This window comes from Streptomyces sp. NPDC031265 (assembly GCF_055570295.1).
On the sequence record NZ_JBVIHM010000001.1, the window covers coordinates 235,095 to 260,044 of the forward strand.

General features: G+C 69.1%; 23 protein-coding genes and 2 tRNA genes. 13 read left to right on the plus strand and 12 right to left on the minus strand.

All coding sequences use genetic code 11. From position 1 onward, the window contains the following. The first annotated feature begins 52 nt into the window (after positions 1-52). Positions 53-385 carry a thioredoxin gene (gene trxA / locus ACZ499_RS01085; protein ID WP_468670865.1) on the plus strand — a complete coding sequence of 111 codons (333 nt, stop codon included), beginning with the start codon at positions 53-55 and terminating at the stop codon, positions 383-385. A 120-nt stretch (positions 386-505) separates the two neighbouring features. On the opposite strand, the gene ACZ499_RS01090 is transcribed toward trxA, so the two are convergent. The 9 genes from ACZ499_RS01090 to rpmH form a co-directional block, all read right to left on the minus strand. Next, positions 506-1,123, minus strand: a complete 618-nt coding sequence (locus ACZ499_RS01090; RefSeq protein WP_385536139.1) for a GNAT family N-acetyltransferase — start codon at positions 1,121-1,123, stop codon at positions 506-508. 331 nt (positions 1,124-1,454) lie between these two features. Next, positions 1,455-2,558: a ParB/RepB/Spo0J family partition protein gene (locus ACZ499_RS01095; protein WP_468408150.1), complete on the minus strand. Its 1,104-nt coding sequence runs from the start codon at positions 2,556-2,558 to the stop codon at positions 1,455-1,457. Continuing rightward, the gene (locus ACZ499_RS01100) at positions 2,555-3,631 is read right to left on the minus strand and encodes a ParA family protein (RefSeq protein WP_371653687.1); all 1,077 of its coding nucleotides are present in this window, start codon (positions 3,629-3,631) and stop codon (positions 2,555-2,557) included. The genes ACZ499_RS01095 and ACZ499_RS01100 overlap by 4 nt, the downstream gene beginning before the upstream one ends. A gap of 279 nt (positions 3,632-3,910) precedes the next feature. Beyond that, positions 3,911-4,630: a 16S rRNA (guanine(527)-N(7))-methyltransferase RsmG gene (gene rsmG, locus ACZ499_RS01105; RefSeq protein ID WP_385536133.1), complete on the minus strand. Its 720-nt coding sequence runs from the start codon at positions 4,628-4,630 to the stop codon at positions 3,911-3,913. A gap of 109 nt (positions 4,631-4,739) precedes the next feature. After that, positions 4,740-5,249 carry a Jag family protein gene (locus tag ACZ499_RS01110; RefSeq protein WP_468670871.1) on the minus strand — a complete coding sequence of 170 codons (510 nt, stop codon included), beginning with the start codon at positions 5,247-5,249 and terminating at the stop codon, positions 4,740-4,742. A gap of 14 nt (positions 5,250-5,263) precedes the next feature. After that, entirely contained in the window at positions 5,264-6,550 is a 1,287-nt protein-coding gene (gene yidC / locus ACZ499_RS01115; protein ID WP_468408147.1) for a membrane protein insertase YidC, read from the minus strand. A gap of 3 nt (positions 6,551-6,553) precedes the next feature. Beyond that, entirely contained in the window at positions 6,554-6,889 is a 336-nt protein-coding gene (gene yidD, locus ACZ499_RS01120; RefSeq protein ID WP_385536129.1) for a membrane protein insertion efficiency factor YidD, read from the minus strand. After that, positions 6,886-7,257 (minus strand): ribonuclease P protein component, encoded by a 372-nt coding sequence (gene rnpA / locus ACZ499_RS01125; protein ID WP_468670876.1) that lies wholly within the window; start codon positions 7,255-7,257, stop codon positions 6,886-6,888. Before rnpA ends, yidD begins: the two co-directional genes overlap by 4 nt. An 18-nt stretch (positions 7,258-7,275) precedes the next feature. Beyond that, positions 7,276-7,413: a 50S ribosomal protein L34 gene (gene rpmH, locus ACZ499_RS01130; RefSeq protein ID WP_006381191.1), complete on the minus strand. Its 138-nt coding sequence runs from the start codon at positions 7,411-7,413 to the stop codon at positions 7,276-7,278. Between the two features lie 384 nt (positions 7,414-7,797). Here rpmH and dnaA point away from each other — a divergent pair, with 384 nt between their 5' ends. From dnaA to ACZ499_RS01175, 9 genes are all read left to right on the plus strand, one after another. Beyond that, a complete protein-coding gene (dnaA, locus tag ACZ499_RS01135) occupies positions 7,798-9,585 on the plus strand; it encodes a chromosomal replication initiator protein DnaA (protein ID WP_468670878.1) in 1,788 nt (595 codons plus the stop codon). A gap of 906 nt (positions 9,586-10,491) precedes the next feature. Further along, positions 10,492-11,622, plus strand: coding sequence for a DNA polymerase III subunit beta (dnaN, locus tag ACZ499_RS01140; protein WP_371653680.1), 1,131 nt, complete (start codon positions 10,492-10,494; stop codon positions 11,620-11,622). A gap of 121 nt (positions 11,623-11,743) precedes the next feature. Further along, positions 11,744-12,622, plus strand: a complete 879-nt coding sequence (gene gnd, locus ACZ499_RS01145; RefSeq protein ID WP_468670882.1) for a phosphogluconate dehydrogenase (NAD(+)-dependent, decarboxylating) — start codon at positions 11,744-11,746, stop codon at positions 12,620-12,622. A 43-nt stretch (positions 12,623-12,665) separates the two neighbouring features. After that, entirely contained in the window at positions 12,666-13,787 is a 1,122-nt protein-coding gene (gene recF / locus ACZ499_RS01150; protein WP_468670886.1) for a DNA replication/repair protein RecF, read from the plus strand. Continuing rightward, a complete protein-coding gene (locus ACZ499_RS01155) occupies positions 13,784-14,335 on the plus strand; it encodes a DciA family protein (protein ID WP_468670889.1) in 552 nt (183 codons plus the stop codon). Before recF ends, ACZ499_RS01155 begins: the two co-directional genes overlap by 4 nt. Positions 14,336-14,749: 414 nt before the next feature. Continuing rightward, a complete protein-coding gene (gyrB, locus tag ACZ499_RS01160) occupies positions 14,750-16,813 on the plus strand; it encodes a DNA topoisomerase (ATP-hydrolyzing) subunit B (protein WP_468670893.1) in 2,064 nt (687 codons plus the stop codon). A 44-nt stretch (positions 16,814-16,857) separates the two neighbouring features. Then, a complete protein-coding gene (gene gyrA, locus ACZ499_RS01165) occupies positions 16,858-19,470 on the plus strand; it encodes a DNA gyrase subunit A (RefSeq protein WP_468670896.1) in 2,613 nt (870 codons plus the stop codon). A gap of 87 nt (positions 19,471-19,557) precedes the next feature. Further along, on the plus strand, positions 19,558-20,145 hold the full coding sequence (locus tag ACZ499_RS01170; RefSeq protein WP_468670899.1) for a DUF3566 domain-containing protein: 588 nt from the start codon (positions 19,558-19,560) through the stop codon (positions 20,143-20,145). 111 nt (positions 20,146-20,256) lie between these two features. After that, positions 20,257-20,330, plus strand: a tRNA-Ile gene (locus tag ACZ499_RS01175). Between the two features lie 200 nt (positions 20,331-20,530). On the opposite strand, the gene ACZ499_RS01180 is transcribed toward ACZ499_RS01175, so the two are convergent. Beyond that, positions 20,531-20,905 carry a DUF6344 domain-containing protein gene (locus ACZ499_RS01180; RefSeq protein ID WP_468670901.1) on the minus strand — a complete coding sequence of 125 codons (375 nt, stop codon included), beginning with the start codon at positions 20,903-20,905 and terminating at the stop codon, positions 20,531-20,533. 210 nt (positions 20,906-21,115) lie between these two features. Here ACZ499_RS01180 and ACZ499_RS01185 point away from each other — a divergent pair, with 210 nt between their 5' ends. Both ACZ499_RS01185 and ACZ499_RS01190 read left to right on the plus strand, forming a co-directional pair. Beyond that, positions 21,116-21,250 carry a DLW-39 family protein gene (locus ACZ499_RS01185; protein ID WP_003958712.1) on the plus strand — a complete coding sequence of 45 codons (135 nt, stop codon included), beginning with the start codon at positions 21,116-21,118 and terminating at the stop codon, positions 21,248-21,250. 143 nt (positions 21,251-21,393) lie between these two features. After that, on the plus strand, positions 21,394-22,707 hold the full coding sequence (locus ACZ499_RS01190) for a hypothetical protein (protein ID WP_468670903.1): 1,314 nt from the start codon (positions 21,394-21,396) through the stop codon (positions 22,705-22,707). Between the two features lie 22 nt (positions 22,708-22,729). Here ACZ499_RS01190 and ACZ499_RS01195 read toward each other — a convergent pair whose 3' ends face one another. Both ACZ499_RS01195 and ACZ499_RS01200 read right to left on the minus strand, forming a co-directional pair. Beyond that, complete coding sequence (locus ACZ499_RS01195; RefSeq protein ID WP_468670905.1) at positions 22,730-24,043, minus strand: serine/threonine-protein kinase; 1,314 nt, start codon at positions 24,041-24,043, stop codon at positions 22,730-22,732. A 24-nt stretch (positions 24,044-24,067) separates the two neighbouring features. Further along, positions 24,068-24,616, minus strand: a complete 549-nt coding sequence (locus ACZ499_RS01200; RefSeq protein ID WP_101389140.1) for a helix-turn-helix domain-containing protein — start codon at positions 24,614-24,616, stop codon at positions 24,068-24,070. A 151-nt stretch (positions 24,617-24,767) separates the two neighbouring features. Between ACZ499_RS01200 and ACZ499_RS01205 the strand changes: the two genes are divergently transcribed. Continuing rightward, positions 24,768-24,840, plus strand: a tRNA-Ala gene (locus tag ACZ499_RS01205). Positions 24,841-24,950 lie beyond the last annotated feature (110 nt).

Here is a 24,950-nt window from a genome sequence, read left to right on the forward strand (position 1 = left end):
CGATCCTGTCCTCCCTCCCCACCCCTCACCCCACACTCGCAAGGAGGCTGCCGTGGCCGGCACCCTGAAGAACGTGACCGACGCCGACTTCGACGAGGTCGTCCTCAAGAGCGACAAGCCCGTACTCGTGGACTTCTGGGCGGCGTGGTGCGGCCCGTGCCGCCAGATCGCCCCGTCCCTGGAGGCCATCGCGGAGGAGCACGGCGACCAGATCGAGATCGTCAAGCTCAACATCGACGAGAACCCGGCCACTGCCGCCAAGTACGGCGTGATGTCCATCCCGACCCTGAACGTCTACCAGGGCGGCGAGGTCGCCAAGACCATCGTCGGCGCCAAGCCGAAGGCCGCTCTTCTGCGCGACCTCGACGGCTTCATCGGCGAGTAAGTCCCAGCCGCGCTGTTTCACGTGAAACAGCGCGAACGGGCCCGCCCCTCATCAGGGGGCGGGCCCGTTCGCATGTCCGGACGCCCGAGAGCCGCGGAGTTCCGCGAGAGCCGTGATGTTCTACAGCGGCCGCAGGGCGGGCTCCTTCTGGACGGCTCCCAGCAGCCGGTCGAGGGCCAGTTCGACGTCTTCCTTCCAGGAGAGCGTCGTCCTCAGCTCCAGCCGCAGCCGGGGATACCGGGGATGCGGCCGTACGGTCTTGAAGCCCACCGCCAGCAGATGGTCGGCGGGCAGCACACACGCGGGCTCGTGCCAGCGGGCGTCCCCGAACGCCTCGATGGCCTTGAAGCCTCGGCGCAGCAGATCCTTGGCGACCGTCTGCACCATCACTCTCCCCAGCCCCTGGCCCTGATAGCCGGGCATGATCCACCCCGTTATCAGCTGCACCGCGTCGGGGGACACCGGGCTGGTAGGGAAGGCCGTGGCGCGCGGCACATACGCGGGTGGGGCGTAGAGGACGAAGCCCACAGGCACGTCGTCGACATAGACGACCCGGCCGCACGAGCCCCACTCCAGGAGCACGGCCGATATCCAGGCTTCCTTTTCGAGCTCGGGCGTCCCCGCCTTTATCGCGGCCTCTCCGCTGACTGGGTCAAGTTCCCAGAAGACACAGGCGCGGCAGCGCTTGGGAAGGTCCGGAAGGTTGTCCAGCGTGAGCGGTACAAGCCGACGCCCCATGAAGGCTGTTCCTCGCTTCCCTCGCCTGCCGCCCCGTGGGCGGCTGCCAGTGCACTCCGTTCCCGGAGAAGACTGCCGACGAACCCGCCGACCGCCCCGAGGCCCAGCCCCGCTGTCACCAGTCGGGTACGGCTCACCGTTCGCATGGCTCACCGCCCTCCCTCCGAAGTGGCCCAAGGTGGATGTGCCATACCAGAACGCATCGTATCCACCCAACGCCAGTGCGGATACCGCACAACAGCAAAGGGCGGGCTGTGTTCCTGTATGCATCGGAACACAGCCCGCCCTTCACGACAACTGCCGTGACTCAGACGGTGAGCAGGTCACCGGCTCAGACTTCGTCGCCGTCCTCGGAGTCCTCGGCGAGGCCCTTGTTGAGGACCCGTCCCTCGCCCGGGGCGAGGGTGCCGAGGATCCGCTCCAGATCGTCCATCGACGCGAACTCGACGACGATCTTTCCCTTCTTCTGACCGAGGTCGACCTTCACCCGCGTCTCGAAGCGGTCCGAGAGCCGGGAGGCCAGATCGGAGAGCGCCGGCGCCAGCCGGGCCCCGGCGCGCGGGCCCTTCGCCTTGGCGGCGCTCTTGGGCTCCGAGTTCAGCAGGGTCACGATCTCCTCGACCGCCCGCACCGAAAGCCCCTCAGCCACGATGCGGTGCGCCAGCCGGTCCTGCTCGTCCGAGTCGTCGACGGAGAGCAGCGCCCGGGCGTGGCCCGCCGAGAGGACCCCGGCCGCCACCCTGCGCTGAACCGGCGGCGAGAGCCGCAGCAGGCGCAGGGTGTTGGAGACCTGCGGGCGCGAGCGGCCGATGCGGTCGGCCAGCTGGTCATGGGTGCACTCGAAGTCCCTCAGCAGCTGGTCGTACGCCGCAGCCTCTTCCAGCGGGTTCAGCTGGGAGCGGTGCAGGTTCTCCAGGAGTGCGTCCAGGAGCAGCTTGTCGTCGTCCGTGTCCCGCACGATCGAGGGGATCCGCTCCAGGCCCGCCTCGCGGCAGGCCCGCCAGCGCCGCTCGCCCATGATGAGCTCAAAGCGCTCTGGCGTCAGCTGCCGTACGACGACGGGCTGGAGAAGCCCGACTTCCTTGATGGAGGTGATGAGCTCGGCGAGGGCGTCCTCGTCGAACACCTCACGCGGCTGGCGCGGGTTGGGCGTGATCGCGTCCAGCGGCAGCTCCGCGAAGTACGCCCCCGCGGGCGCCTTCAGCTGCGGCACCGTCGGCTCGTGTGCCTGGACCGGCACCGGTGTTTCACGTGAAACAGAAGTCGCCGGGAGCGTGGCCACCTTCGCCGCCGCCACCCCGCGCTCCGCGGTCAGCACCGGCACCGCCGCCGGGGACGTGGAAGCCGTCCCCACCGAGGGCACGGACTTCTCCTGCGGGGCGGCGGGGATCAGCGCACCGAGCCCGCGCCCCAGACCTCTACGTCGCTCACTCACTGGATCCCCTCCGACATGCTGTGCTGGTTGTTCTGACTGCCCACGGGGATGTGCGTCGGGTCGTAGTTGATGCCGACCCCGCGCAGTGCGATCTCGCGGGCGGCTTCGAGATACGAGAGCGAGCCGCTGGAGCCCGGGTCATAGGTGAGCACCGTCTGGCCGTAGCTCGGAGCCTCCGAGATACGTACCGATCGCGGGATGCTCGTCCGCAGGACCTCGTGGCCGAAGTGGCTGCGCACCTCGTCGGCCACCTGGGAGGCGAGCCTGGTCCTGCCGTCGTACATGGTGAGCAGGATCGTCGAGACATGCAGCGTGGGGTTCAGATGCCCTCGCACCAGGTCGACGTTCCGCAGCAGCTGGCCCAGTCCCTCCAGCGCGTAGTACTCGCACTGGATGGGGATCAGGACCTCGGCACCGGCGACGAGAGCGTTGACGGTGAGGAGCCCCAGAGACGGCGGGCAGTCGATCAGGATGTAATCCAGCGGCTGCTCGTACGCCTGGATGGCGCGCTGCAGACGGCTCTCCCGTGCCACCAGGGACACCAGCTCGATCTCCGCGCCGGCCAGGTCGATCGTGGCCGGGGCGCAGAAGAGGCCCTCCACGTCCCGGACCGGCTGGACGACCTCGGAGAGCGGTCTGCTCTCCACCAGGACGTCATAGATCGAGGGGACATCGGCGTGGTGGTCTATCCCCAGCGCGGTGGAGGCGTTGCCCTGCGGGTCGAGGTCGACCACCAGAACCCGGGCACCGTGCAGCGCCAGGGAGGCGGCGAGATTGACCGTGGTAGTGGTCTTTCCCACTCCGCCCTTCTGGTTGGCGACCACCATGATGCGTGTCTGCTCCGGCCGGGGCAGGCCCTCGCCGGCACGGCCGAGAGCTTCCACCGCCAGCTGGGCAGCACGACCGATGGGGGTGTCGTCCATCGGGGGCGGTGTTTCACGTGAAACATCCTCCCCCGCCGATTCGGTACGGGGACCGGGGACCGGATCGGTCATCGGTCCCGCGATGTTGGCGTCGGACCGCAAGGATTCACTCTCCTCGACTTCAGGCTCGCAATGCACAGAGCCTGCCATGCTTTCGGGGTCGTGAACCAGCGAGGCCCGTTCTTCTGTGGATGAATCCACCTCTGTGGACAACTCCGTAGCCCGTGAAGGGGACTCCAGGGCCCCGCCCAAGGGCTTGCGGTCGCGCGGCGCGGCATTACGACCGCGGCTGATGATTCCATGCAGCAGAGAGCGACGTTTCACGTGAAACACGATGCACGCGCCCTGCGGTCAGATCGTCACGACACTCCGAAATGCGTACGTATCGCACCTTCTATGGAGCATCCGCCCCTCGGCGGGCCCTGCGGGTCAGCGGCGGCGCCTGGTACGGCTGGTCCTGGCGGCCTTGGCCCGCTTGGCGGCGAACCGCACACCGCCCGGGCTCTCCCCGACCTCGACCCGCACCACCGTGGACAGCGGGTCCACGATGCCCTCGCCGACATGCAGCACTGAGGTATTCACCACACCGAGCTTGCTCAGCGCGGCCCGCGCACCCTGGATCTCCTCCTCGGCGGTGTCGCCCTTGAGCGCCAGCATCTCGCCGTAAGGACGCAGCAGGGGCACACCCCACCCGGCCAGCCGGTCCAGCGGGGCCACCGCACGGGCCGTGACCACATGCACCGGCTGCACCTTGCCCAGCATCTCCTCGGCCCGGCCGCGCACCACGGTCACATGGTCCAGGCCCAGCAGCTCCACGACTTCCTGGAGGAAATTGGTGCGTCGCAGCAGCGGCTCAAGGAGCGTGATCTTCAGATCCGGGCGCACCAGCGCCAGCGGAATACCGGGCAGACCGGCACCGGAGCCGACATCGCAGACCGTGACGCCCTCGGGGACGACCTCGGAGAGCACGGCGCAATTGAGCAGGTGGCGCTCCCAGAGGCGGGGCACCTCGCGCGGGCCGATCAGGCCGCGCTTGACTCCCGCGTCCGCGAGCAGCTCGGCGTACCGGACGGCTTCCGGAAAGTACTCGCCGAATACCGCGCGCGCCTCTTCGGGCGCCTGGGGAAGCTCTGCTGCTGCCTCCGTCACGGGGACCGTCCTTCCATACCGCGCTTCCCGCGCTGGGGTGGCTGACTATCAGGCTGACAAAGATCGGCCCCGCCTGCGAACAGACGGGGCCGAACAAGCAATGAACCGCTCAGGCGGGGAGCACGACGACGAAGCGCTGAGGCTCCTCGCCCTCGGACTCGCTGCGCAGACCGGCGGCGGCGACCGCGTCGTGCACGACCTTGCGCTCGAACGGCGTCATGGGCTGGAGCTTCACCGGCTGGCCGGAGTCCTTGACCTCGTCCGCGGTCTTGGCACCCAGCTCGGACAGTTCCGTGCGCTTCTTGGCCCGGAAGCCCGCGATGTCGAGCATCAGACGGCTGCGGTCGCCGGTCTCCCGGTGCACGGCCAGTCGCGTCAGCTCCTGGAGCGCCTCCAGCACCTCACCGTCACGGCCGACGAGCTTCTGCAGGTCACGGCTGTGGGCGTCGCTGATGATCGAAACCGCGGCACGGTCCGCCTCGACGTCCATGTCGATGTCGCCGTCCAGGTCGGCGATGTCGAGCAGGCCCTCAAGGTAGTCGGCGGCGATCTCCCCCTCCTGCTCCAGGCGGGACAGGGTGTCAACACCCTCGGCGGCCGGGATGGTGCCTTCCGTCACGGATGGACTCCTTCTTACTTCTTGGACGGGTGCTTGGGCCGCTGCTGACCCTTGCGCTGTCCGGACTGGGCCTTGCTGCGTGCGGTACCGGAGGCGGGCTTGCCCGCCGTCTTGGACTTGGCGTTCTGCGGCGCGTCCTGCTTCTCCGCAGAGTCCTCGTCCGACGTGCCCTTTTCCAGCGAGGTCTTCGCCGGCTCCTCACCGTCGCCGCCACCCTGCGCGGCGGTCGCACCGGACTGGCGCTGGGCCTTGGTCTGGCGCTTGGGCTGCTGCCGCTTGGGCGCGCCGCCCTCCGCCTCGGCCACGGCCGTCTCGCTCTTGGCCACGGAGCCGTCGGCCTGGGCCGCGAAGCCCTGCTTGGCCAGGCCGCTGATGAACTTGCGCTCGTTGTCGTTGCGGTCCGGGCCCTTGGCCACGATCGCCTGGACCACCGCGCGACGGCGCTTGCCGCGGACGTCATTGTGGGCGGCGATGCTCTTGCTCAGCCGCTCCAGGTAGCTGGCCTGCGCCTTCGAGCCCGGCGTGGGGTTCTGGTTGATCACGTACATCTGCTGGCCCATGGTCCACACGTTGGTGGTCAGCCAGTAGACGAGGACACCGACGGGGAAGTTGATGCCCATCACGGCGAACATGACCGGGAAGACGTACATCAGCATCTTCTGCTGCTGCATGAACGGCGTCTTCACCGAGAGGTCCACGTTCTTCGTCATCAGCTGGCGCTGGGTGAAGAACTGCGAGGCGGACATCATCACGATCATGATCGCGGTCACGACGCGGACGTCGGTCAGCGTGGCGCCCAGGCTCTCGACCTTGGAGGCGCTGTCCGTGAACTTGGCCGCCAGCGGGGCGCCCATGATGTGCGCCTTCTGGGCGCTCTCCAGCAGCGGCTGGTTGATGACGCCGATGGTCTTGCCGCTCGCGATGCCCGACAGCACGTGGTAGAGCGCGAAGAAGAACGGCGACTGCGCCAGGATGGGAAGACACGAGGAGAGCGGGTTGGTGCCCGTCTCCTTGTACAGCTTCATCATCTCTTCGGACTGTCGCTGCTTGTCGCTCTTGTAGCGCTCCTGGATCGCCTTCATCTTCGGCTGGAGCGCCTGCATGTTCCGGGTCGACTTGATCTGCTTCACGAAGAGCGGGATCAGGCAGATACGGATCAGCACCACGAGGGACACGATCGACAGGCCCCAGGCCCAGCCCGTGTCCGGCCCGAAGATCGCGCCGTACAACCTGTGGAACTGGACGATGACCCAGGAAACAGGCCAGGTGATAAAGCTGAACAGACTGGCAATCGTGTCCACTAATCAGGCTCCTTGAGCATTGGGCGAGGTCTCTGCGGCCGGGCTGGGCTCGGTCTCTGCGGCAAAGTGCCCGCCCTTGCTGCCGCGCCAGGCGTTGCGCAGCGCCTCGTGCCAACGAGGGCGCTTGCGTTCGGGGACGTAGTCCACGCCGCCCGGTGACCACGGATTGCACCGCAGAATCCGCCAGGCGGTCAGTGCCGTGCCCTTCACCGCGCCATGCCGGTCAATGGCCGTGAATCCGTAGTGGGAACACGACGGGTAGTACCTGCAGACGGGCCCGAGCAGCGGGCTGATCGTCCACTGGTACAGCTTGATCAGGGCCAGCAGCGGGTACTTCATCGCGCACCCCCTCCCAGCAGCCGCTGAAGGGCGGCGTCCAGGTCTCGGGCCAGATGTGCATGATCGGCATCGCCCGCGCCGGGCAATGCTCGTACAACCACCAGGCTACCGGGGGGCAGCTGGGACAGCCGATCGCGCATCAGATGGCGAAGCCTTCGCTTCACCAGGTTGCGGACGACCGCCACACCCACGGCCTTGCTGACGACGAAACCCGCACGCGTCGGGGGAGCGCTCTCCCCAGGCGCGTGCGGGTCCGTTGTACCGCTGCGTAGATGGACGACAAGGAGCGGGCGACCGGCCCGGCGTCCTCGGCGTACCGCGGTCGCGAATTCTTCGCGCCGCCTCAGCCGATTCTCGGTAGGCAGCACGTCATGACCTGTATGCGATTAGGCGGACAGGCTGGCGCGGCCCTTGCCACGACGGTTCGCAAGGATGGCGCGACCGGCACGGGTACGCATCCGCAGGCGGAAGCCGTGGGTCTTGGCGCGACGACGGTTGTTCGGCTGGAAGGTGCGCTTGCTCACTCGGGGGCTCCAGAAATGATTCGGTGGTGGCGGGACATCGCCTGGCTGTCACCGTGCGCCCACGAGAAGCTCGCAATTCGCGAAGCTCGCAATACGCCCGAGTGCACCGCTTCACGATCACAGACCGTGATCTTTGCCCATCGGAGGCAGGCGGCAGCAGCCATCGACAACTCGACCTGGTTACGGTACGCGCGGCTACGCCATCCGGTCAAACCAGCGTCTTCACGGGGCCCACTGTGCACAGCCTGTGGACAACAACTTGAACCACGTCAGTCGCCGCGACTACCGTGGCTCGACCCCGACCTTTTCCTTTCTGTCCTTGCCTGTCCTTCCATCCCGTCCCGAGAACCACACATTCGTGGGACCTGCGAGAGAGCGTGCCTTGTGGCTGACGTACCTGCCGATCTTGCCGCAGTGTGGCCACGAGTGCTGGAGCAGCTCCTCGGGGAGGGCCAGCAGGGCATCGAGCCCAAGGACAAGCAGTGGATCGAGCGCTGCCAGCCGCTCGCCCTGGTCGCCGACACGGCGCTGCTCGCCGTCCCCAACGAGTGGGGCAAGCGCGTCCTGGAGGGCCGCCTGGCCCCACTGATCAGCGACACGCTCAGCCGTGAGTGCGGCCGCCCGATCCGGATCGCGATCACCGTCGACGACTCCGTGGGCGAGCCCCCGGGCGGCGGTCCGCAGTCCGCGCCGCCCCAGCAGCAGCCGCCGCGCTACCAGGACGACGCCTACGGCCGCCCGGCCGACGACGGCCTGCCGACCGTGCGCCCCGCGTACCCGGACTACCAGCAGCAGCGCCCCGAGCCCGGCGCCTGGCCGCGCGCCCAGGAAGACCTGTCCTGGCAGCAGCCCCGCCTCGGCGGCTTCCAGGAGCGCGACCCGTACGCGACCGCCCGCCCGCAGCAGCCGCAGCACGACTACCGGCAGCCGCAGATGCCCGAGCGCCCGCAGTACGAGCAGCAGTCGCAGCCGTACGAGCAGCAGCGGCCGGAGCGCCACGAGCGTCACGATCTCTCCGAGCCGCAGTCCCAGCAGCACCACGGCGGCCCCCACCACGGCGGCCCGCAGGGCGGCGGCCCGCGTCCGATGGGCGGCCCCTCGTCGTCCTCGGCGTCCCAGCCCGGTGGCCCCGGCGAGCCGCACGCGCGCCTCAACCCCAAGTACCTCTTCGACACGTTCGTCATCGGTTCCTCGAACCGGTTCGCGCACGCGGCGGCCGTCGCCGTCGCCGAGGCGCCGGCCAAGGCGTACAACCCGCTCTTCATCTACGGGGAGTCGGGCCTTGGCAAAACGCATCTGCTGCACGCCATCGGGCACTACGCCCGCAGCCTCTACCCGGGCACGCGTGTGCGCTACGTGAGCTCCGAGGAGTTCACCAACGAGTTCATCAACTCGATCCGCGACGGCAAGGGCGACACCTTCCGCAAGCGGTACCGGGACGTGGACATCCTCCTGGTCGACGACATCCAGTTTCTTGCGAGCAAGGAGTCGACGCAGGAGGAGTTCTTCCACACCTTCAACACGCTCCACAACGCCAACAAGCAGATCGTGCTCTCCTCCGACCGGCCGCCCAAGCAGCTGATGACGCTTGAGGACCGGCTGAGGAACCGTTTCGAGTGGGGTCTGACCACCGATGTTCAGCCGCCGGAGCTGGAGACGCGCATCGCGATCCTCCGTAAGAAGGCGGTGCAGGAGCAGCTCAACGCCCCGCCGGAGGTGCTGGAGTTCATCGCGTCCCGGATCTCGCGGAACATCCGTGAGCTGGAGGGCGCGCTGATCCGGGTGACGGCGTTCGCGTCGCTCAACCGGCAGCCGGTGGACCTGGGGCTCACCGAGATCGTGCTGAAGGACCTGATCCCCGGCGGCGAGGACTCGGCGCCCGAGATCACGGCCGGCGCGATCATGGCGGCGACCGCCGACTACTTCGGGCTCACCGTCGAGGACCTGTGCGGATCCTCGCGCAGCCGGGTCCTGGTGACGGCCCGCCAGATCGCGATGTACCTGTGCCGCGAGCTCACCGACCTCTCGCTGCCGAAGATCGGGGCGCAGTTCGGCGGCCGCGACCACACGACGGTGATGCACGCCGACCGGAAGATCCGCGCGCTGATGGCCGAGCGGCGCTCCATCTACAACCAGGTCACCGAGCTCACCAACCGCATCAAGAACGGCTGAGCGGACCGCCCACAGAGCCTCTCAGGGCGCCCGGGACACCCCGTCCCGGGCGCCCTTCGCGTTGCCCAGGAGCCCCCCGTACGTCCGCCGCATCCGTACGTATGGCGTCGTTCCCGCCCCTGTGTACGGCCCACGCGACCGGTCCGTACGGCTCGCCCCGGCCCCCGGTGTTCGAATACGCGCCGGTCAGAGGGGGTTCTCCACAGATCTGGGTACTTTTCCCCGTCCACACCCTGGGGACTGTTCAGTTGTCCAGATTGCTTCCACAGGCCGACGCCCTGATACTCCATCACCCCAGGTCAGATACTTGTGGATTTGTGCGCGAGCGTCCTCCACAGGCTGTGGACGAATTCTCTGTCCACAGCCTGTGGTCAAAGTTGTCCACCGGCGGCCCACAGGCTGGGGCCCGTTGCCCACAGCTTCTCCACAGCGCTGTCCACTGTTCGGCAACGCAACACCCCCCGTCACCGTGTCGAGTGAAAGGCGTCACACCAACGAGGCCGGTTGGGCTGTGGGGAACGTGGGTAAAGCTGGGGACAGTTCTGGGGAGAAGTCGGCCCTGCCTGTGCATCGGGTGTGCAGAACTTTCGGGTGTCCACAGAACCGGTGAGTTGTCCACCGGTTCCACCCACAGGCACGGTGGACAAAAAATCGGGTCTGACCTGCGAAAACGGGGTTATCCACCGTTTCCACAGGCCCTACTACTACTTCCACTTAGAGTTAGCTCGGATTCCGCTTCGAAGTGGGGCCTGTGCACAACTCGAGCCCGGCGGCTCCCTGGCCTCTCGCCACGACTTGACCCCGACTCGCACCGAGTGTCAGCGGCGTACGTCAGACTGGTCCCCGGCGATACAGCCGACGACGAAAGCCAGCAGGGCGAGCCAGCAACAGCAGGAGGCGGTTCCGGTGAAGATCCGGGTGGAGCGCGATGTTCTCGCGGAGGCGGTGGCGTGGGTGGCCCGCAGCCTCCCGGCCCGTCCGCCCGCGCCGGTGCTCGCGGGCCTTCTTCTGAAGGCGGAGAACGGCGCCCTCAGCTTCTCCAGCTTCGACTACGAGGTCTCGGCGCGGGTCTCGGTCGACGCCGAGGTCGACGAGGACGGCACGGTGCTCGTCTCCGGCCGCCTGCTCGCCGACATCTGCCGCGCCCTGCCCAACCGCCCGGTGGAGATTTCCACAGACGGTGTACGGGCGACGGTGGTCTGCGGCTCCTCCCGCTTCACCCTCCACACCCTGCCTGTGGAGGAGTACCCGGCGCTGCCGCAGATGCCGACCGCGACCGGCACCGTTCCCGGTGAGGTCTTCGCCTCCGCCGCCGCCCAGGTCGCCATCGCCGCCGGGCGCGACGACACCCTGCCGGTGCTGACCGGCGTCCGGATCGAGATCGAGGGCGACACGGTCACCCTGGCCTCGACCGACCGCTACCGCTTCGCGGTCCGCGAGTTCCTGTGGAAGCCGGAGAACCCGGACGCCTCCGCGGTCGCCCTGGTGCCCGCCAAGACGCTCCTGGACACCGCCAAGGCCCTGACCAGCGGTGACACGGTCACACTTGCACTGTCGGGCTCGGGCGCCGGAGAGGGCCTCATCGGCTTCGAGGGCGCCGGCCGGCGCACCACCACCCGGCTGCTCGAAGGCGACCTGCCGAAGTACCGGACGCTGTTCCCCACCGAGTTCAACTCGGTCGCGGTGATCGAGACCGCGCCCTTCGTCGAGGCCGTCAAGCGCGTCTCCCTGGTCGCCGAGCGCAACACGCCGGTCCGCCTCAGCTTCGAGCAGGGCGTGCTCATCCTGGAGGCCGGCTCCAGCGACGACGCACAGGCTGTGGAAAGGGTCGACGCCAACCTGGAGGGCGACGACATCTCGATCGCCTTCAACCCGACCTTCCTGCTCGACGGCCTGAGCGCCATCGACTCGCCGGTCGCCCAGCTCTCCTTCACCACCTCGACCAAGCCGGCGCTGCTGAGCGGCAAGCCCGCGCTCGACGCCGAGGCGGACGACGCGTACAAGTACCTGATCATGCCGGTGCGTCTCTCCGGCTGATCCACCCGGCTGACCTGCGCGGGGCGCGTTCGTCTGAGCGGCCGACCCCACAGGTGTGTGCCCGTGTCCGGGCGTAGTCTCGGACACGGGTACGAACGCCACAACGTCAAAGGATCATGTGATGGAGCTCGGTCTCGTCGGCCTCGGCAAGATGGGCGGCAACATGCGCGAGCGGATTCGCCGCGCAGGCCACACCGTCATCGGTTACGACCGCAACCCGGACGTCGCCGATGTCCACAGCCTCGAAGAGCTTGTGGGCAAGCTCAAGGGCCCGCGTGTGGTCTGGGTGATGGTCCCGGCCGGTGCCGCGACCCAGTCGACCATCGACGAGCTGGCCGAGCTGCTCTCCCCCGGCGACGTGGTCGTCGACGGCGGCAACTCGCGCTGGACCGACGACGAGAAGCACGCCGTCGAGCTGGGCCTCAAGGGCATCGGCTTCGTCGACTGCGGTGTCTCCGGCGGCGTCTGGGGCCTGGAGAACGGCTACGCGCTGATGTACGGCGGCGACGCCGAGAACGTGGCGAAGGTCCAGCCGGTCTTCGACGCGCTCAAGCCCGAGGGCGAGTTCGGCTCGGTCCACGCGGGCAGGGTCGGCGCCGGCCACTTCGCCAAGATGGTCCACAACGGCATCGAGTACGCGATGATGCAGGCGTACGCCGAGGGCTGGGAGCTCCTGGAGAAGGTCGACTCCGTCACCGACGTCCGCGAGGTCTTCCGCAGCTGGCAGGAGGGCACGGTCATCCGTTCCTGGCTGCTGGACCTGGCGGTCAACGCCCTCGACGAGGACGAGCACCTCGACCAGCTGCGTGGCTTCGCCGCGGACTCCGGCGAGGGCCGGTGGACCGTGGAGGCGGCCATCGACAACGCCGTGCCGCTGCCCGCGATCACCGCGTCGCTGTTCGCCCGGTTCGCGTCCCGGCAGGACGACTCCCCGCAGATGAAGATGATCGCGGCGCTGCGCAACCAGTTCGGCGGCCACGCGGTCGAGTCCAAGAAGTAATCCACAGGCTGTTGGCAGGGCCGGGGGAGGTCGGCGCACCACCATGCACGTCACGCATCTCTCGCTGGCCGACTTCCGCTCGTACGCCCGGGTCGAGGTTCCGCTCGACCCGGGCGTCACCGCTTTCGTGGGCGCCAACGGCCAGGGCAAGACCAATCTCGTCGAGGCGGTCGGCTATCTGGCGACCCTCGGCAGCCACCGGGTCTCCTCGGACGCGCCACTGGTGCGCATGGGCGCCGAGCGGGCGGTCATCCGCGCGGCCGTGACCCAGGGCGAGCGCACCCAGCTGATCGAGCTGGAGCTGAATCCGGGCCGTGCGAACCGGGCCCGTATCAATCGGTCCTCGCAGGTCAGACCGCGTGACATGCTGGGGATAGTGCGGAGCGTGCTCTTCGCGCCGGAGGATCTGGCGCTGGTCAAGGGCGACCCCGGCGAGCGCCGAAGGTTCCTGGACGAGCTGGTCACCGCGCGCTCTCCGCGCATGGCGGCCGTCCGCTCCGACTACGACCGCGTCCTCAAGCAGCGCAACACCCTGCTGAAGTCGGCCGCGATGGCCCGGCGCCATGGCGGCCGTGGCATGGACCTGTCGACGCTCGACGTGTGGGACCAGCATCTGGCGCAGGTCGGCGCGGAGCTGCTCGCCCAGCGGCTCGACCTGATCGCGACGCTCCAGCCGCTCGCCGACAAGGCGTACGAGCAGCTGGCGCCCGGCGGCGGTCCGGTGGCGCTGGAGTACCGCCCGTCGGCGCAGGGCGGGGCCGCCACCCGTGAGGACCTGTACGGGCAGCTGATGGCCGCGCTCGCCGAGGTACGCAAGCAGGAGATCGAGCGGGGCGTGACGCTGGTCGGGCCGCACCGCGACGACCTGCTGCTCAAGCTCGGCCAGCTCCCGGCCAAGGGGTACGCCAGCCACGGCGAGTGCTGGTCGTACGCACTGGCGCTGCGGCTCGCCTCGTACGACCTGCTGCGGGCCGAGGGCAACGAGCCGGTCCTGGTCCTGGACGACGTCTTCGCGGAGCTGGACGCCAGGCGCCGTGAACGACTGGCGGAGCTGGTGGCTCCGGGCGAGCAGGTGCTGGTGACGGCGGCCGTGGACGACGATGTGCCGGGTGTCCTCGCGGGAGCGCGGTACGAGGTCGCCGCGGGAGAGGTGGCGCGGGTATGAGCGAGCACTCCGGTAACGAGACGCCGGTACCCAAGGTTCCCGAGTCCTCCGGCGTCGACCTCGCGCGCGTGGCGCTGCGCGCCGCCAAGGAGCAGGCCAAGGCGCGGGGCGCCGCCGCGCAGCAGAAGAAGCAGGCCCGCCGGGGTGGCGGCCTGCGCTCGGGCGCACGGGCGGACGGGCGCGACCCACAGCCGCTGGGCGCCGCGATCAACCGGCTGATCACCGAGCGCGGCTGGGAGACCCCGGCTGCGGTGGGCGGAGTGATGGGCCGCTGGCCGGAGATCGTCGGCGACGACCTGGCCAAGCACTGCGTTCCGCTGCGCTACGACGAGGACCCCGACGAGCGCGTGCTCACGGTGCAGTGCGACTCCACGGCGTGGGCGACGCAGCTGCGCCTGCTCGCGCCCCAGCTGGTGGCCCGGCTGAACGCGGACCTGGGGCACGGCACGGTCCGGATGATCAAGGTTCTGGGGCCGGGCGGCCCGCCCACGCGGTACGGGCGCCTGCGGGCCCCGGGGAGCACGGGGCCGGGCGACACGTACGGGTGAGGCAGGGCGCCCCCGTGTACGCCCCGCTGCCGACCAACCGGCCCCGCATCCGAATAACCCGCCGCGTTCCCGCTGTTGGCGGACCTCGCGCGCCAGGAAGCCGGACGGTACGGGTGAGGCGTCCCTCACGGTAGCCGGAGGTTGACAGGCCGAAGCGCTGAATGCCGGTGTGAGGCTCCTAGAGCCCCTGCCCGGATATGGGGAGTCGGTAGCCGCCCGCTCAGGGCGGCACATGCGGACTCAGGTACCGGCAAACCCCCATTCATGTCGGCGCTACCGGTAGACTGGTCAATAATCCCGCCCTCCTCGCGGGACCCACCGAATGACGCGGTCGGACGCGCTGCCCCTCCCGGGCACCGCCCGACGCTGACCATCGCTGAACGATGCAGCCGCTCCTGTCTGCCCAGGAAGGCTGTGCTGTGCCAGAAAGGGCGCTTCGTGGCCGATTCCGGCAACCCCAACGAGAACACCCCGTCCGCTGCCGCTGGTGAGAACGGCGAGGTCACCGCCTCGTACGACGCCAGCGCCATCACCGTCCTCGAAGGTCTGGACGCGGTCCGCAAGCGACCCGGCATGTACATCGGCTCGACCGGTGAGCGTGGCCTGCACCACTTGGTGCAGGAGGTCGTCGACAACTCCGTCGACGAGGCCCTCGCCGGTCACGCGGACACGATCGACGTCACGATCCTCGCCGACGGCGGCGTGCGCGTGGTCGACAACGGCCGTGGCATCCCCGTGGACATGCACCCCGTGGAGAAGAAGCCGGCCGTCGAGGTCGTACTGACCGTGCTGCACGCGGGCGGCAAGTTCGGCGGCGGTGGCTACGCCGTCTCCGGTGGTTTGCACGGTGTCGGCGTCTCCGTCGTCAACGCCCTCTCGACCAAGCTCGCGGTCGACATCAAGCGCGACGGCTACCGCTGGACGCAGGACTACAAGCTCGGTGTCCCCACCGCGCCCCTGGCCAAGCACGAGCCGGTCGAGGAGAGCGGCACCACGGTGACGTTCTGGGCCGACCCGGACGTCTTCGAGTCCACCGAGTACTCCTTCGAGACGCTCGCGCGGCGCTTCCAGGAGATGGCCTTCCTCAACAAGGGCCTGACGATCAAGCTGACGGACGAGCGGGAGTCCGCGAAGGCCGTCTCCGGAGCGGACTCGGCCGAGGAGTCGGAAGTCGAGCAGGCGCTCACCGTCTCGTACCACTACGAGGGCGGCATCGTCGACTTCGTGAAGTACCTCAACTCGCGCAAGGGTGATCTGATCCACCCGACCGTGATCGACGTGGAGGCCGAGGACAAGGAGCGCATGCTCTCGGCCGAGATCGCGATGCAGTGGAACTCTCAGTACAGCGAGGGCGTTTACTCCTTTGCGAACACCATCCACACGCACGAGGGGGGTACGCATGAGGAGGGATTCCGCGCCGCGCTCACGGGCCTGGTCAACCGGTATGCCCGTGACAAGAAGCTGCTGCGCGAGAAGGACGACAACTTCTCCGGCGAGGATATCCGCGAGGGTCTGACGGCGATCATCTCCGTCAAGCTGGGCGAGCCGCAGTTCGAGGGCCAGACCAAGACCAAGCTGGGCAACACCGAGGCGAAGACGTTCGTCCAGAAGGTGGTGCACGAGCACCTGACCGACTGGTTCGACCGGAACCCCAACGAGGCCGCGGACATCATCCGCAAGGCCATCCAGGCGCAGACGGCACGTGTCGCCGCCCGCAAGGCGCGCGACCTGACCCGCCGCAAGGGTCTGCTCGAAAGCGCCTCTCTCCCCGGCAAGCTCTCCGACTGCCAGTCCAACGACCCGACGAAGTGCGAGATCTTCATCGTCGAGGGTGACTCCGCCGGTGGTTCGGCGAAGTCCGGCCGCAACCCGATGTACCAGGCCATCCTGCCCATCCGCGGCAAGATCCTGAACGTCGAGAAGGCCCGCATCGACAAGATCCTGCAGAACACCGAGGTCCAGGCGCTGATCTCGGCCTTCGGCACCGGAGTCCACGAGGACTTCGACATCGAGAAGCTCCGCTATCACAAGATCATCCTGATGGCGGACGCCGACGTCGACGGCCAGCACATCAACACCCTGCTGCTGACCTTCCTCTTCCGCTTCATGCGGCCGCTGGTCGAGGCCGGGCACGTGTACCTGTCGCGCCCGCCGCTCTACAAGATCAAGTGGGGCCGGGACGACTTCGAGTACGCGTACTCGGACCGTGAGCGCGACGCGCTCGTGGAGCTCGGCAAGCAGTCGGGCAAGCGGATCCGCGAGGACTCGATCCAGCGCTTCAAGGGCCTCGGCGAGATGAACGCCGAAGAGCTGCGCATCACCACGATGGACGTCGAGCACCGCGTCCTGGGCCAGGTCACCCTGGACGACGCGGCCCAGGCCGACGACCTGTTCTCGGTGCTGATGGGCGAGGACGTCGAGGCGCGGCGCTCGTTCATCCAGCGCAACGCCAAGGACGTCCGCTTCCTCGACATCTGAGTCGGTCTGTCGCTGACCGCTTCGAAAGGACTTGAGAACCAGCAATGGCCGACGAGAACACTCCCGCGACCACTGAACCCACCGAGGAAGACCCTGTAGTGCGCATCGAGCCCGTCGGGCTCGAGACGGAGATGCAGCGTTCCTACCTCGACTACGCGATGTCCGTCATCGTGTCGCGCGCGCTGCCGGACGTACGGGACGGCCTGAAGCCCGTCCACCGCCGAGTGCTGTACGCGATGTACGACGGCGGCTACCGGCCCGAGAAGGGCTTCTACAAGTGCGCCCGCGTCGTCGGCGACGTCATGGGCACCTACCACCCGCACGGCGACTCCTCGATCTACGACGCGCTCGTCCGCCTCGCCCAGCCCTGGTCGATGCGGATGCCGCTGGTCGACTCCAACGGCAACTTCGGTTCCCCGGGCAACGACCCGGCCGCCGCCATGCGGTACACCGAGTGCAAGATGATGCCGCTGTCCATGGAGATGGTCCGGGACATCGACGAGGAGACCGTCGACTTCCAGGACAACTACGACGGCCGCAACCAGGAGCCGACGGTCCTGCCGGCGCGCTTCCCGAACCTGCTGGTCAACGGCTCCGCCGGTATCGCCGTCGGTATGGCCACCAACATCCCGCCGCACAACCTGCGCGAGGTCGCGGACGGCGCCCAGTGGTTCCTGGCGCACCCGGAGGCGTCGCACGAGGAGCTCCTGGACGCGCTGATCGAGCGCATCAAGGGCCCCGACTTCCCGACCGGCGCTCTCGTGGTCGGCCGCAAGGGCATCGAGGAGGCGTACCGCACGGGTCGCGGCTCCATCACCATGCGCGCGGTGGTCGCGGTCGAGGAGATCCAGAACCGCCAGTGCCTGGTGGTCACGGAACTTCCGTACCAGACCAACCCCGACAATCTCGCGCAGAAGATCGCCGACCTGGTGAAGGACGGCAAGGTCGGCGGCATCGCCGACGTCCGGGACGAGACCAGCTCCCGTACCGGCCAGCGCCTGGTCATCGTGCTCAAGCGGGACGCGGTCGCCAAGGTCGTCCTGAACAACCTGTACAAGCACACCGACCTCCAGACGAACTTCGGCGCCAACATGCTGGCGCTCGTCGACGGCGTGCCGCGCACGCTCTCGCTGGACGCGTTCATCCGCCACTGGGTGACGCACCAGATCGAGGTCATCGTCCGGCGCACCAGGTTCCGTCTGCGCAAGGCGGAGGAGCGGGCCCACATCCTGCGCGGTCTGCTCAAGGCGCTCGACGCGATCGACGAGGTCATCGCGCTGATCCGGCGCAGCGACACCGTCGACGTCGCGCGCGAGGGCCTGATGGGCCTGCTCTCCATCGACGAGATCCAGGCCAACGCGATCCTGGAGATGCAGCTCCGCCGGCTCGCCGCCCTGGAGCGGCAGAAGATCGTCGCCGAGCACGACGAGCTCCAGGCGAAGATCAACGAGTACAACGCGATCCTCGCCTCGCCCGAGCGCCAGCGCCAGATCATCAGCGAGGAGCTGGCCGCGATCGTCGAGAAGTTCGGCGACGACCGGCGCTCCAAGCTGGTGCCCTTCGACGGTGACATGTCCATCGAGGACCTGATCGCCGAAGAGGACATCGTCGTCACCATCACCAACGGCGGCTACGTCAAGCGCACCAAGACCGAGGACTACCGCTCGCAGAAGCGCGGCGGCAAGGGCGTTCGGGGCACCAAGCTGAAGCAGGACGACATCGTCGACCACTTCTTCGTCTCCACCACCCACCACTGGCTGCTGTTCTTCACCAACAAGGGCCGCGTCTACCGGGCCAAGGCGTACGAGCTTCCGGACGCCGGCCGGGACGCCCGCGGCCAGCACGTGGCGAACCTGCTGGCCTTCCAGCCGGACGAGAAGATCGCCCAGATCCTCGCGATCCGCGACTACGAGGCCGCGCCTTATCTGATCCTGGCCACCAAGGGCGGCCTGGTGAAGAAGACCTCGCTGAAGGACTACGACTCGCCCCGTTCGGGTGGCGTCATCGCGATCAATCTGCGGGAGACCGCGGACGGCAGCGACGACGAACTGATCGGCGCCGAGCTGGTGTCGGCGGACGACGATCTGCTGCTCATCAGCAAGAAGGCGCAGTCCATCCGCTTCACGGCGACGGACGACGCCCTGCGCCCGATGGGCCGCGCCACCTCGGGCGTCAAGGGGATGAGTTTCCGCGAGGGCGACGAGCTGCTCTCGATGAATGTCGTCCGGACCGGTACTTTCGTGTTCACCGCCACCGACGGCGGGTACGCCAAGCGGACCCCCGTCGACGAGTACCGCGTCCAGGGTCGCGGTGGCCTCGGTATCAAGGCCGCCAAGATCGTCGAGGACCGGGGCTCGCTGGTCGGCGCGCTGGTGGTCGAGGAGACGGATGAAATCCTCGCCATCACGCTCGGCGGTGGTGTGATTCGTACGCGAGTCAACGAGGTCAGGGAGACGGGCCGTGACACCATGGGCGTCCAACTGATCAACCTGGGCAAGCGCGATGCCGTCGTCGGTATCGCTCGTAACGCCGAGGCCGGTCGCGAGGCTGAAGAGGTCGACGGTCCCGAAGGGACCGGGATCGACGCGGCCGAGGGCGAGTCTGCCGAGGGCACAGTCGAGGGCAAGGAGCCTTCGGCCGGGGAGCACGAGGAGTAAAGCGTGAGTGGATCCACGGGCGCCGGATCGGCCGCTTCCGGAGCGAACGGTGCCCGTGGCCCTGCCGCGGACTCCCAGGGGGTAACGGTGACCGACACCCGCGGGCCTGAGGCCCGGTCCGACTACGCCGCCGGGGCGCTCCCCGGCGAGCGCGAGAAGCCCGCGTCGGGCCCCGCGCAGCCGTACCACCCGCCGCAGGCCTACCCGCCGTCCCAGAACGGGACCCAGGGCGGCCAGCAGCGCGGCGGCGGCTCGTCGTCCGCCGCCATCCGCCGCCCCCGCACAGGGGCGCGTACGACACCGCGTACGCGCAAGGCACGGCTGCGGGTGGCGAAGGCCGACCCGTGGTCGGTGATGAAGGTCAGCTTCCTGCTCTCCATCGCGCTGGGCGTGTGCACGGTGGTGGCGGCGGCGGTGCTGTGGATGGTCATGGACGCCATGGGCGTCTTCTCGTCGGTGGGCGGGACCATCAGCGAGGCCACCGGCTCCAACGAGTCCAACGGCTTCGACCTGCAGTCCTTCCTGTCGCTGCCGCGTGTGCTGATCTTCACCTCGGTGATCGCGGTCATCGACGTGGTGCTGGCCACCGCGCTGGCGACGCTTGGCGCGTTCATCTACAACCTCTCGGCCGGTTTCGTGGGCGGCGTCGAGCTCACGCTGGCCGAGGACGAGTAAGCGCGGGTTGCCGCAGTTCAAACGGGGGGCGGCCATCGATTTTGGGACTGGCCCCCACGTGCGCTAATCTTCAGAGGTCAGCGCGCGGGGGGACACCCCGCAGAGCGCGGCGGGGCTATAGCTCAGTTGGTTAGAGCGCATCCCTGATAAGGATGAGGCCACAGGTTCAAATCCTGTTAGCCCCACAGTGCAGAAGGTCCCCGGACAAGAGTCCGGGGACCTTTTCGTTGTGCCGTGGGCGTCGGTTCCCGGGCGTCCCGCGGGCCGGGGTTCCGATGCGTGTCCTGCTGCGTACGTACTACGTACGTACGCACATGAAGAAGCCCGGCAACTCGGGGGAGTTGCCGGGCTCGTGCTCGCAAGCTCGGGCAGGAGCTGGGAGGGGTCAGGAGGACGGGGTCGGGGCCCCGTCGTCCAAGGCGGGTGTTTCGGCGGTGTCGTCGGGCGTGGAGCCTTGTGCCCCGTCGCCGCCCTCGTTCTCGTCGTGGGCTCCGGGCAGGTGCCGGGTCGACGGTGTGGAGCCGTGGGCCTCGGCGCGGATGCGCTGCTTCATCGTGGGCGGCAGAGCCGAGGCACTGGGCAGGGCCCACCGCACGTTCGGCGTCTCGGGGGCCAGGTTTTCGCCCCGGTGGTGCGCGGCGCCCTGTTGCGGTACGGAAGCGGCGGCGGTGGCCTGGCCGGCCAGGCCGAGGAAGGCGAGGAGAGTGACGAGCGCGCCGATGAGTGCGGTCCACCACGTCGTGAGCTTGCTGGTTGCCATGACTTCCTCGCTTCTGTGCCGTTCCGGGTTGCCCGATTTGCGTTGTATCTCATGATGTGTACGAGCGGCGGAGGGCGAGGGTGCGACGCACCGGTATGGGCGGATCTTCCGATGAACTGCACTCGGATGGACCATCACCGATTGATATCGATCGGTGTGTATAGTCGGGCGACAGAGGTCCCTTACGTCAAGGAAAGACGAGGTCGCGCGGTGAAGAAGCTCCTCCTGGTCGCACTGGCCGCCATCGGCGGGCTCCTCGTGTACCGCCAGATCCAGGCGGATCGCGCCGAGCAGGATCTGTGGACGGAGGCGACCGACTCCGTGCCCGCAGGTTCGGGTGTGTGAGCCCCACAGAGTCCAGTTGCAGAGCCCCGGCCGCCGACGCGGCCGGGGCTCTGTGCTGTCATGTGCCCGGGGCAGTCGTCCCCACGGGTTCACCTGCGCAAATCAATGGCTTGCAGAAGCAAAATTGAAGGGGGCGCGGCGGCATGACGAACCAGCGTGGGAAGGGCCGGGCCGCAGCCGCCGTGGCCGCGCTGTGCACGTTGGCGGCCTTCCAGGGCCAGGGGGCGGATGCCGCGAACGGGCAGCAGCCGCACCGCCCGTACCGCGCTGATGGCCCCTACCGCTACGACCCTCACGCCCAGCCCGTCACCGGGGCCGCGACCGGCCAGGGCGCGCCGCAGCTGGCGCCGGGAGCGGTGTACCGGTCGGCAGTCGGGCCCGGCGCGAAGGCCTACTTCCAGATCGACCTGGGCGGCGCCGGAGACGCCTATGTGTCGGCCGTGGCCGTACCGAAGGCCGACACCAAGGTCGCCTTCGGCGACGGCGTCGAGCTCACGCTCCAGGACCGCGACGGCAACACCTGCGACACCGGCCGCGCGGTCTTCGGCCCGCCCGAGTACCCGAGGCCGATCGCCGCGTACGTCTCACGGGGCCTGACCCGCAACCGGACGTCTTGTCAGGCGGCGGGCCCGTACTCCGTGTTGGTCCAGCGCATCGGGGACGCCGCCTCCGCGCCCGGGGAGTGGGGGCTGGAGCTGCGGCACACGAGGGAGCCGAGGCTCACGGCCGACGCCCCGACGAACGCGCCCACGCACTGGGCGACCGCCACGCCGCCCGCGCCCCCCTCGGCCGCGCACACGGTCCATGGCGGTACGGGCTTCGCCGACGCGCCCCGGCTGAGCGGCGGCGCCTGGCGCGACACGCTGCGGCCGGGCGCCACGCTCTTCTATCGCGTCCCGGTCGGCTGGGGACAGCAGGTGTCCGCCACCGCCGAACTGGGCCGCGCCGGCGGAAGCGGATACGTGGCCCAGGCCATCGACCTCCAGCTCTACAACCCCGCGCTCGGCCCGGTCGCGGACGTGTACACGGGGTACGACGGGAAGCCCGCGTCCGTCGCCTTCCAGCCGCTCGCGCCGGTGGCGTACGAGAACCGCTACTCCACCTCAGGCCCGGTCGGCGCGCTGCGCTTCGGGGGCGACCACTACCTGGCGGTCAGCCTCAGCCCCCAGGTCGCCCGGACGCTCGGCCCGGGGGCGTACCCGGTTACGCTGCGGGTGGGCGTGCGGGGCGAGGCGAAGCCGGCGCCCACGTACGAAGGGGCCGCGCCCGACTTCGCGGCCACCGGCCGGGCCACCGCCCACGTCCCGGCCGCGGCCCCGCCCGGGCACGACGGCGGCTCGACGAGGATGCGGCTGCTCGCGGCGGCCGGGATCGGGACGGGCACGCTGCTGGTGCTGTGGCTCGGGGTGCGGACGCTGGTCGCCCGACGGCGGGCGCAGCCGGTCAGGCACGGCTGAGAGCAGGGCCCAGAAGCCACGTTCAGACCTGGCTGAGCGCCCAGAAGCCGACGGCGAAGCAGAGCAGGGCGAGGAGCAGCACCGGGACCGTCACCTTCGGGGGCGGTCCCGGTCTCTTGTGCCGGGCGGCGGCGGGCGCCGGGGTGGTCGGGCCGGGGAGCGGGCTGTGGACGGGCCCGTGAACCGGTGGCGCGCTCGGCCCGGAAACCCGTGGCGCGGGAGTGGGAACCTGCGCGCTCTGGCCGGTGTACCTCTTAGTGACAGGGGTGGGTGTGTACGAGGGCGGATAGGGGGGCGGGATCGGATGGAAGCCGTCGGCCGTGGGCGGGGTGGGCAACTGGTGGGCAAGGGGAGGTTGTTGGCGTTCCTCGCTCTGGCCATGGCTCCGGTCCGGCTCCTGAGAGAGGTGAGCCGATCGCTGTGGCGTCCCGGACGTCTGCGGGTGCCGCAGGACCGGCGGTAGCTCGCGTGGCACGAACCCTTCGGGAAGCGGGCCGATCTGGTCGAAGACCTCGACCGGTTCCTCCTCGGGCCCGGCATCCGGCAGCAGCTCGACGGCCGAGGCCAGCGCCTTGCGCGCGCCCGTGGCCGTCCGGAACCGGACGTGCGGGTCCGGCTGCAGCAGGCCCGCCAGGACCTGCCACAGCGGCTCCGGGACGCCTTGTGGCGCCCCCGGCGTGCCGTGGGTGGTGAAGTACTCCACCAGGGCCCGGGCGTCCGGTTTCTGACCCTCCAGCAGATACAGCGCGACCAGGCCGACCGCGAACAGGTCGGACGGGAAGTCCGGGTCCGCGCCCATGATCTGCTCGGGCGCGAAGTACCCCGGCGTCCCCATCACGTAGTTCGTCTCGGTGAGCCGTGGCTCGCCCTTGCGCATCGCGATGCCGAAGTCGGACAGCCGCAGATGCGGCCGCCCGGTGCCGGTGGCTTCGAGGAGGACGTTGGCCGGCTTGATGTCGCGGTGGACGACCCCCTCGGCGTGCACCGCGGCGAGTCCGGCGAGCAGCTGGTCGAGCAGGACGCAGACGAACCGGGGCGGCAGCGGCCCGTAGTCGCCGATCAGATGGGCCAGCGAGCCGCCGGTCACCAGGTCCATGGTGAACAGGACCTTGTCGTCGTCGGCGGCCCAGCTCGCCGGGGCAAGCACATGAGGGTGGTCGATCCTCAGAGCCTGCTCGCGGACGAAGCGCAGCAGGGTGTGTGCGTCGCTCTGCTGGAGGACCTTCGCCGCCACGCAGCGGCGGCGGCGGTGGTCCCAGGCGCGCCAGACGGCGCCTACGCCACCACGGCCGATCGGGTCGATGAGCTCGTACCGACCGGCGAAGACCTCACCCACCTGACATCCCCGCCCCCATGGCCGTCAGCTCTGGTGCGCCTCGTAGTGGGCGACCGCCTCCGCGGTGCGTCCGGCGCCGTACACCCGGAGGAACTCTGCCAGCTCGGGGTGGGCCGGGGCGAGGGTGTCGGCGGCGTCGATGATGTCCCCGGCGGCGGCGACCGAGCGGAGCAGCGACTGGATCTCGCGCACCACGCGGCGCACGGTCGGAGCGCCCGAACTCGTGGTGGTCTGGCCGGTGTTGGTGAGGACGGAGCCGCCCTGGGACTTCTTGATCTCGTCCATCCGGTCGGTGGCCTCGGCGGCGCTGACGCTTCCGTCGGCGACCTGGCCCGCCAGGTCCTGGAGGGCCTGGACGCGCTGGACGACGGCCGGGTTCCCGATCTTGGCGCGCTGACCGCTCATCAGCTGGGACAGCATGGGGGCCGACAGGCCGAGGACGGCGGCGAGCCTCGCCTGGTTCAGGCCGAGATCGTCTATCAGCCGGCGGAAGAGCGCCCCCAGCGGCTCTCCGTACCAGCTCCGCTGAAGCTCCCTCGCTCTTGCGGTCGCTTCTTGCTGCGTTGCGTCCATTGCGCGTCTCCCCATCGCTTCCCCATTGAGGCGCTTCGCTGTCGCGAACCCCGACGAGCATCTTACGGAGAGTGGTCGTCCACCGGGAGTCCCAATCCTTTTGCGGGATACCCGGTTCCACCCGGTACTCTGGTCTGCGCATCACCTTTTCGGGGCCTTAGCTCAGTTGGTAGAGCGCTGTCTTTGCATGGCAGATGTCAGGGGTTCGACTCCCCTAGGCTCCACAGCACGACGACGGCGGGGGGGGGGGGGGGGGGGGGGGGGGGGGGGGGCCGGAGGGGGGGGGGGGGGGGGGGGGGGGGGGGGGGGTGGGGAGGGGGGGGGGGGGGGGGGT

Bases quoted from the DNA above. Each gene is read 5' to 3' on its own strand.
- recF (WP_468670886.1), top strand. From the start codon at position 12,666: ATGCACGTCACGCATCTCTCGCTGGCCGACTTCCGCTCGTACGCCCGG.
- ACZ499_RS01200 (WP_101389140.1), bottom strand. From the start codon at position 24,616: ATGGACGCAACGCAGCAAGAAGCGACCGCAAGAGCGAGGGAGCTTCAG.
- gyrA (WP_468670896.1), top strand. From the start codon at position 16,858: ATGGCCGACGAGAACACTCCCGCGACCACTGAACCCACCGAGGAAGAC.
- ACZ499_RS01100 (WP_371653687.1), bottom strand. From the start codon at position 3,631: ATGGCAGGCTCTGTGCATTGCGAGCCTGAAGTCGAGGAGAGTGAATCC.
- yidD (WP_385536129.1), bottom strand. From the start codon at position 6,889: ATGAAGTACCCGCTGCTGGCCCTGATCAAGCTGTACCAGTGGACGATC.
- ACZ499_RS01155 (WP_468670889.1), top strand. From the start codon at position 13,784: ATGAGCGAGCACTCCGGTAACGAGACGCCGGTACCCAAGGTTCCCGAG.
- ACZ499_RS01190 (WP_468670903.1), top strand. From the start codon at position 21,394: ATGACGAACCAGCGTGGGAAGGGCCGGGCCGCAGCCGCCGTGGCCGCG.
- ACZ499_RS01090 (WP_385536139.1), bottom strand. From the start codon at position 1,123: ATGGGGCGTCGGCTTGTACCGCTCACGCTGGACAACCTTCCGGACCTT.
- gnd (WP_468670882.1), top strand. From the start codon at position 11,744: ATGGAGCTCGGTCTCGTCGGCCTCGGCAAGATGGGCGGCAACATGCGC.
- ACZ499_RS01180 (WP_468670901.1), bottom strand. From the start codon at position 20,905: ATGGCAACCAGCAAGCTCACGACGTGGTGGACCGCACTCATCGGCGCG.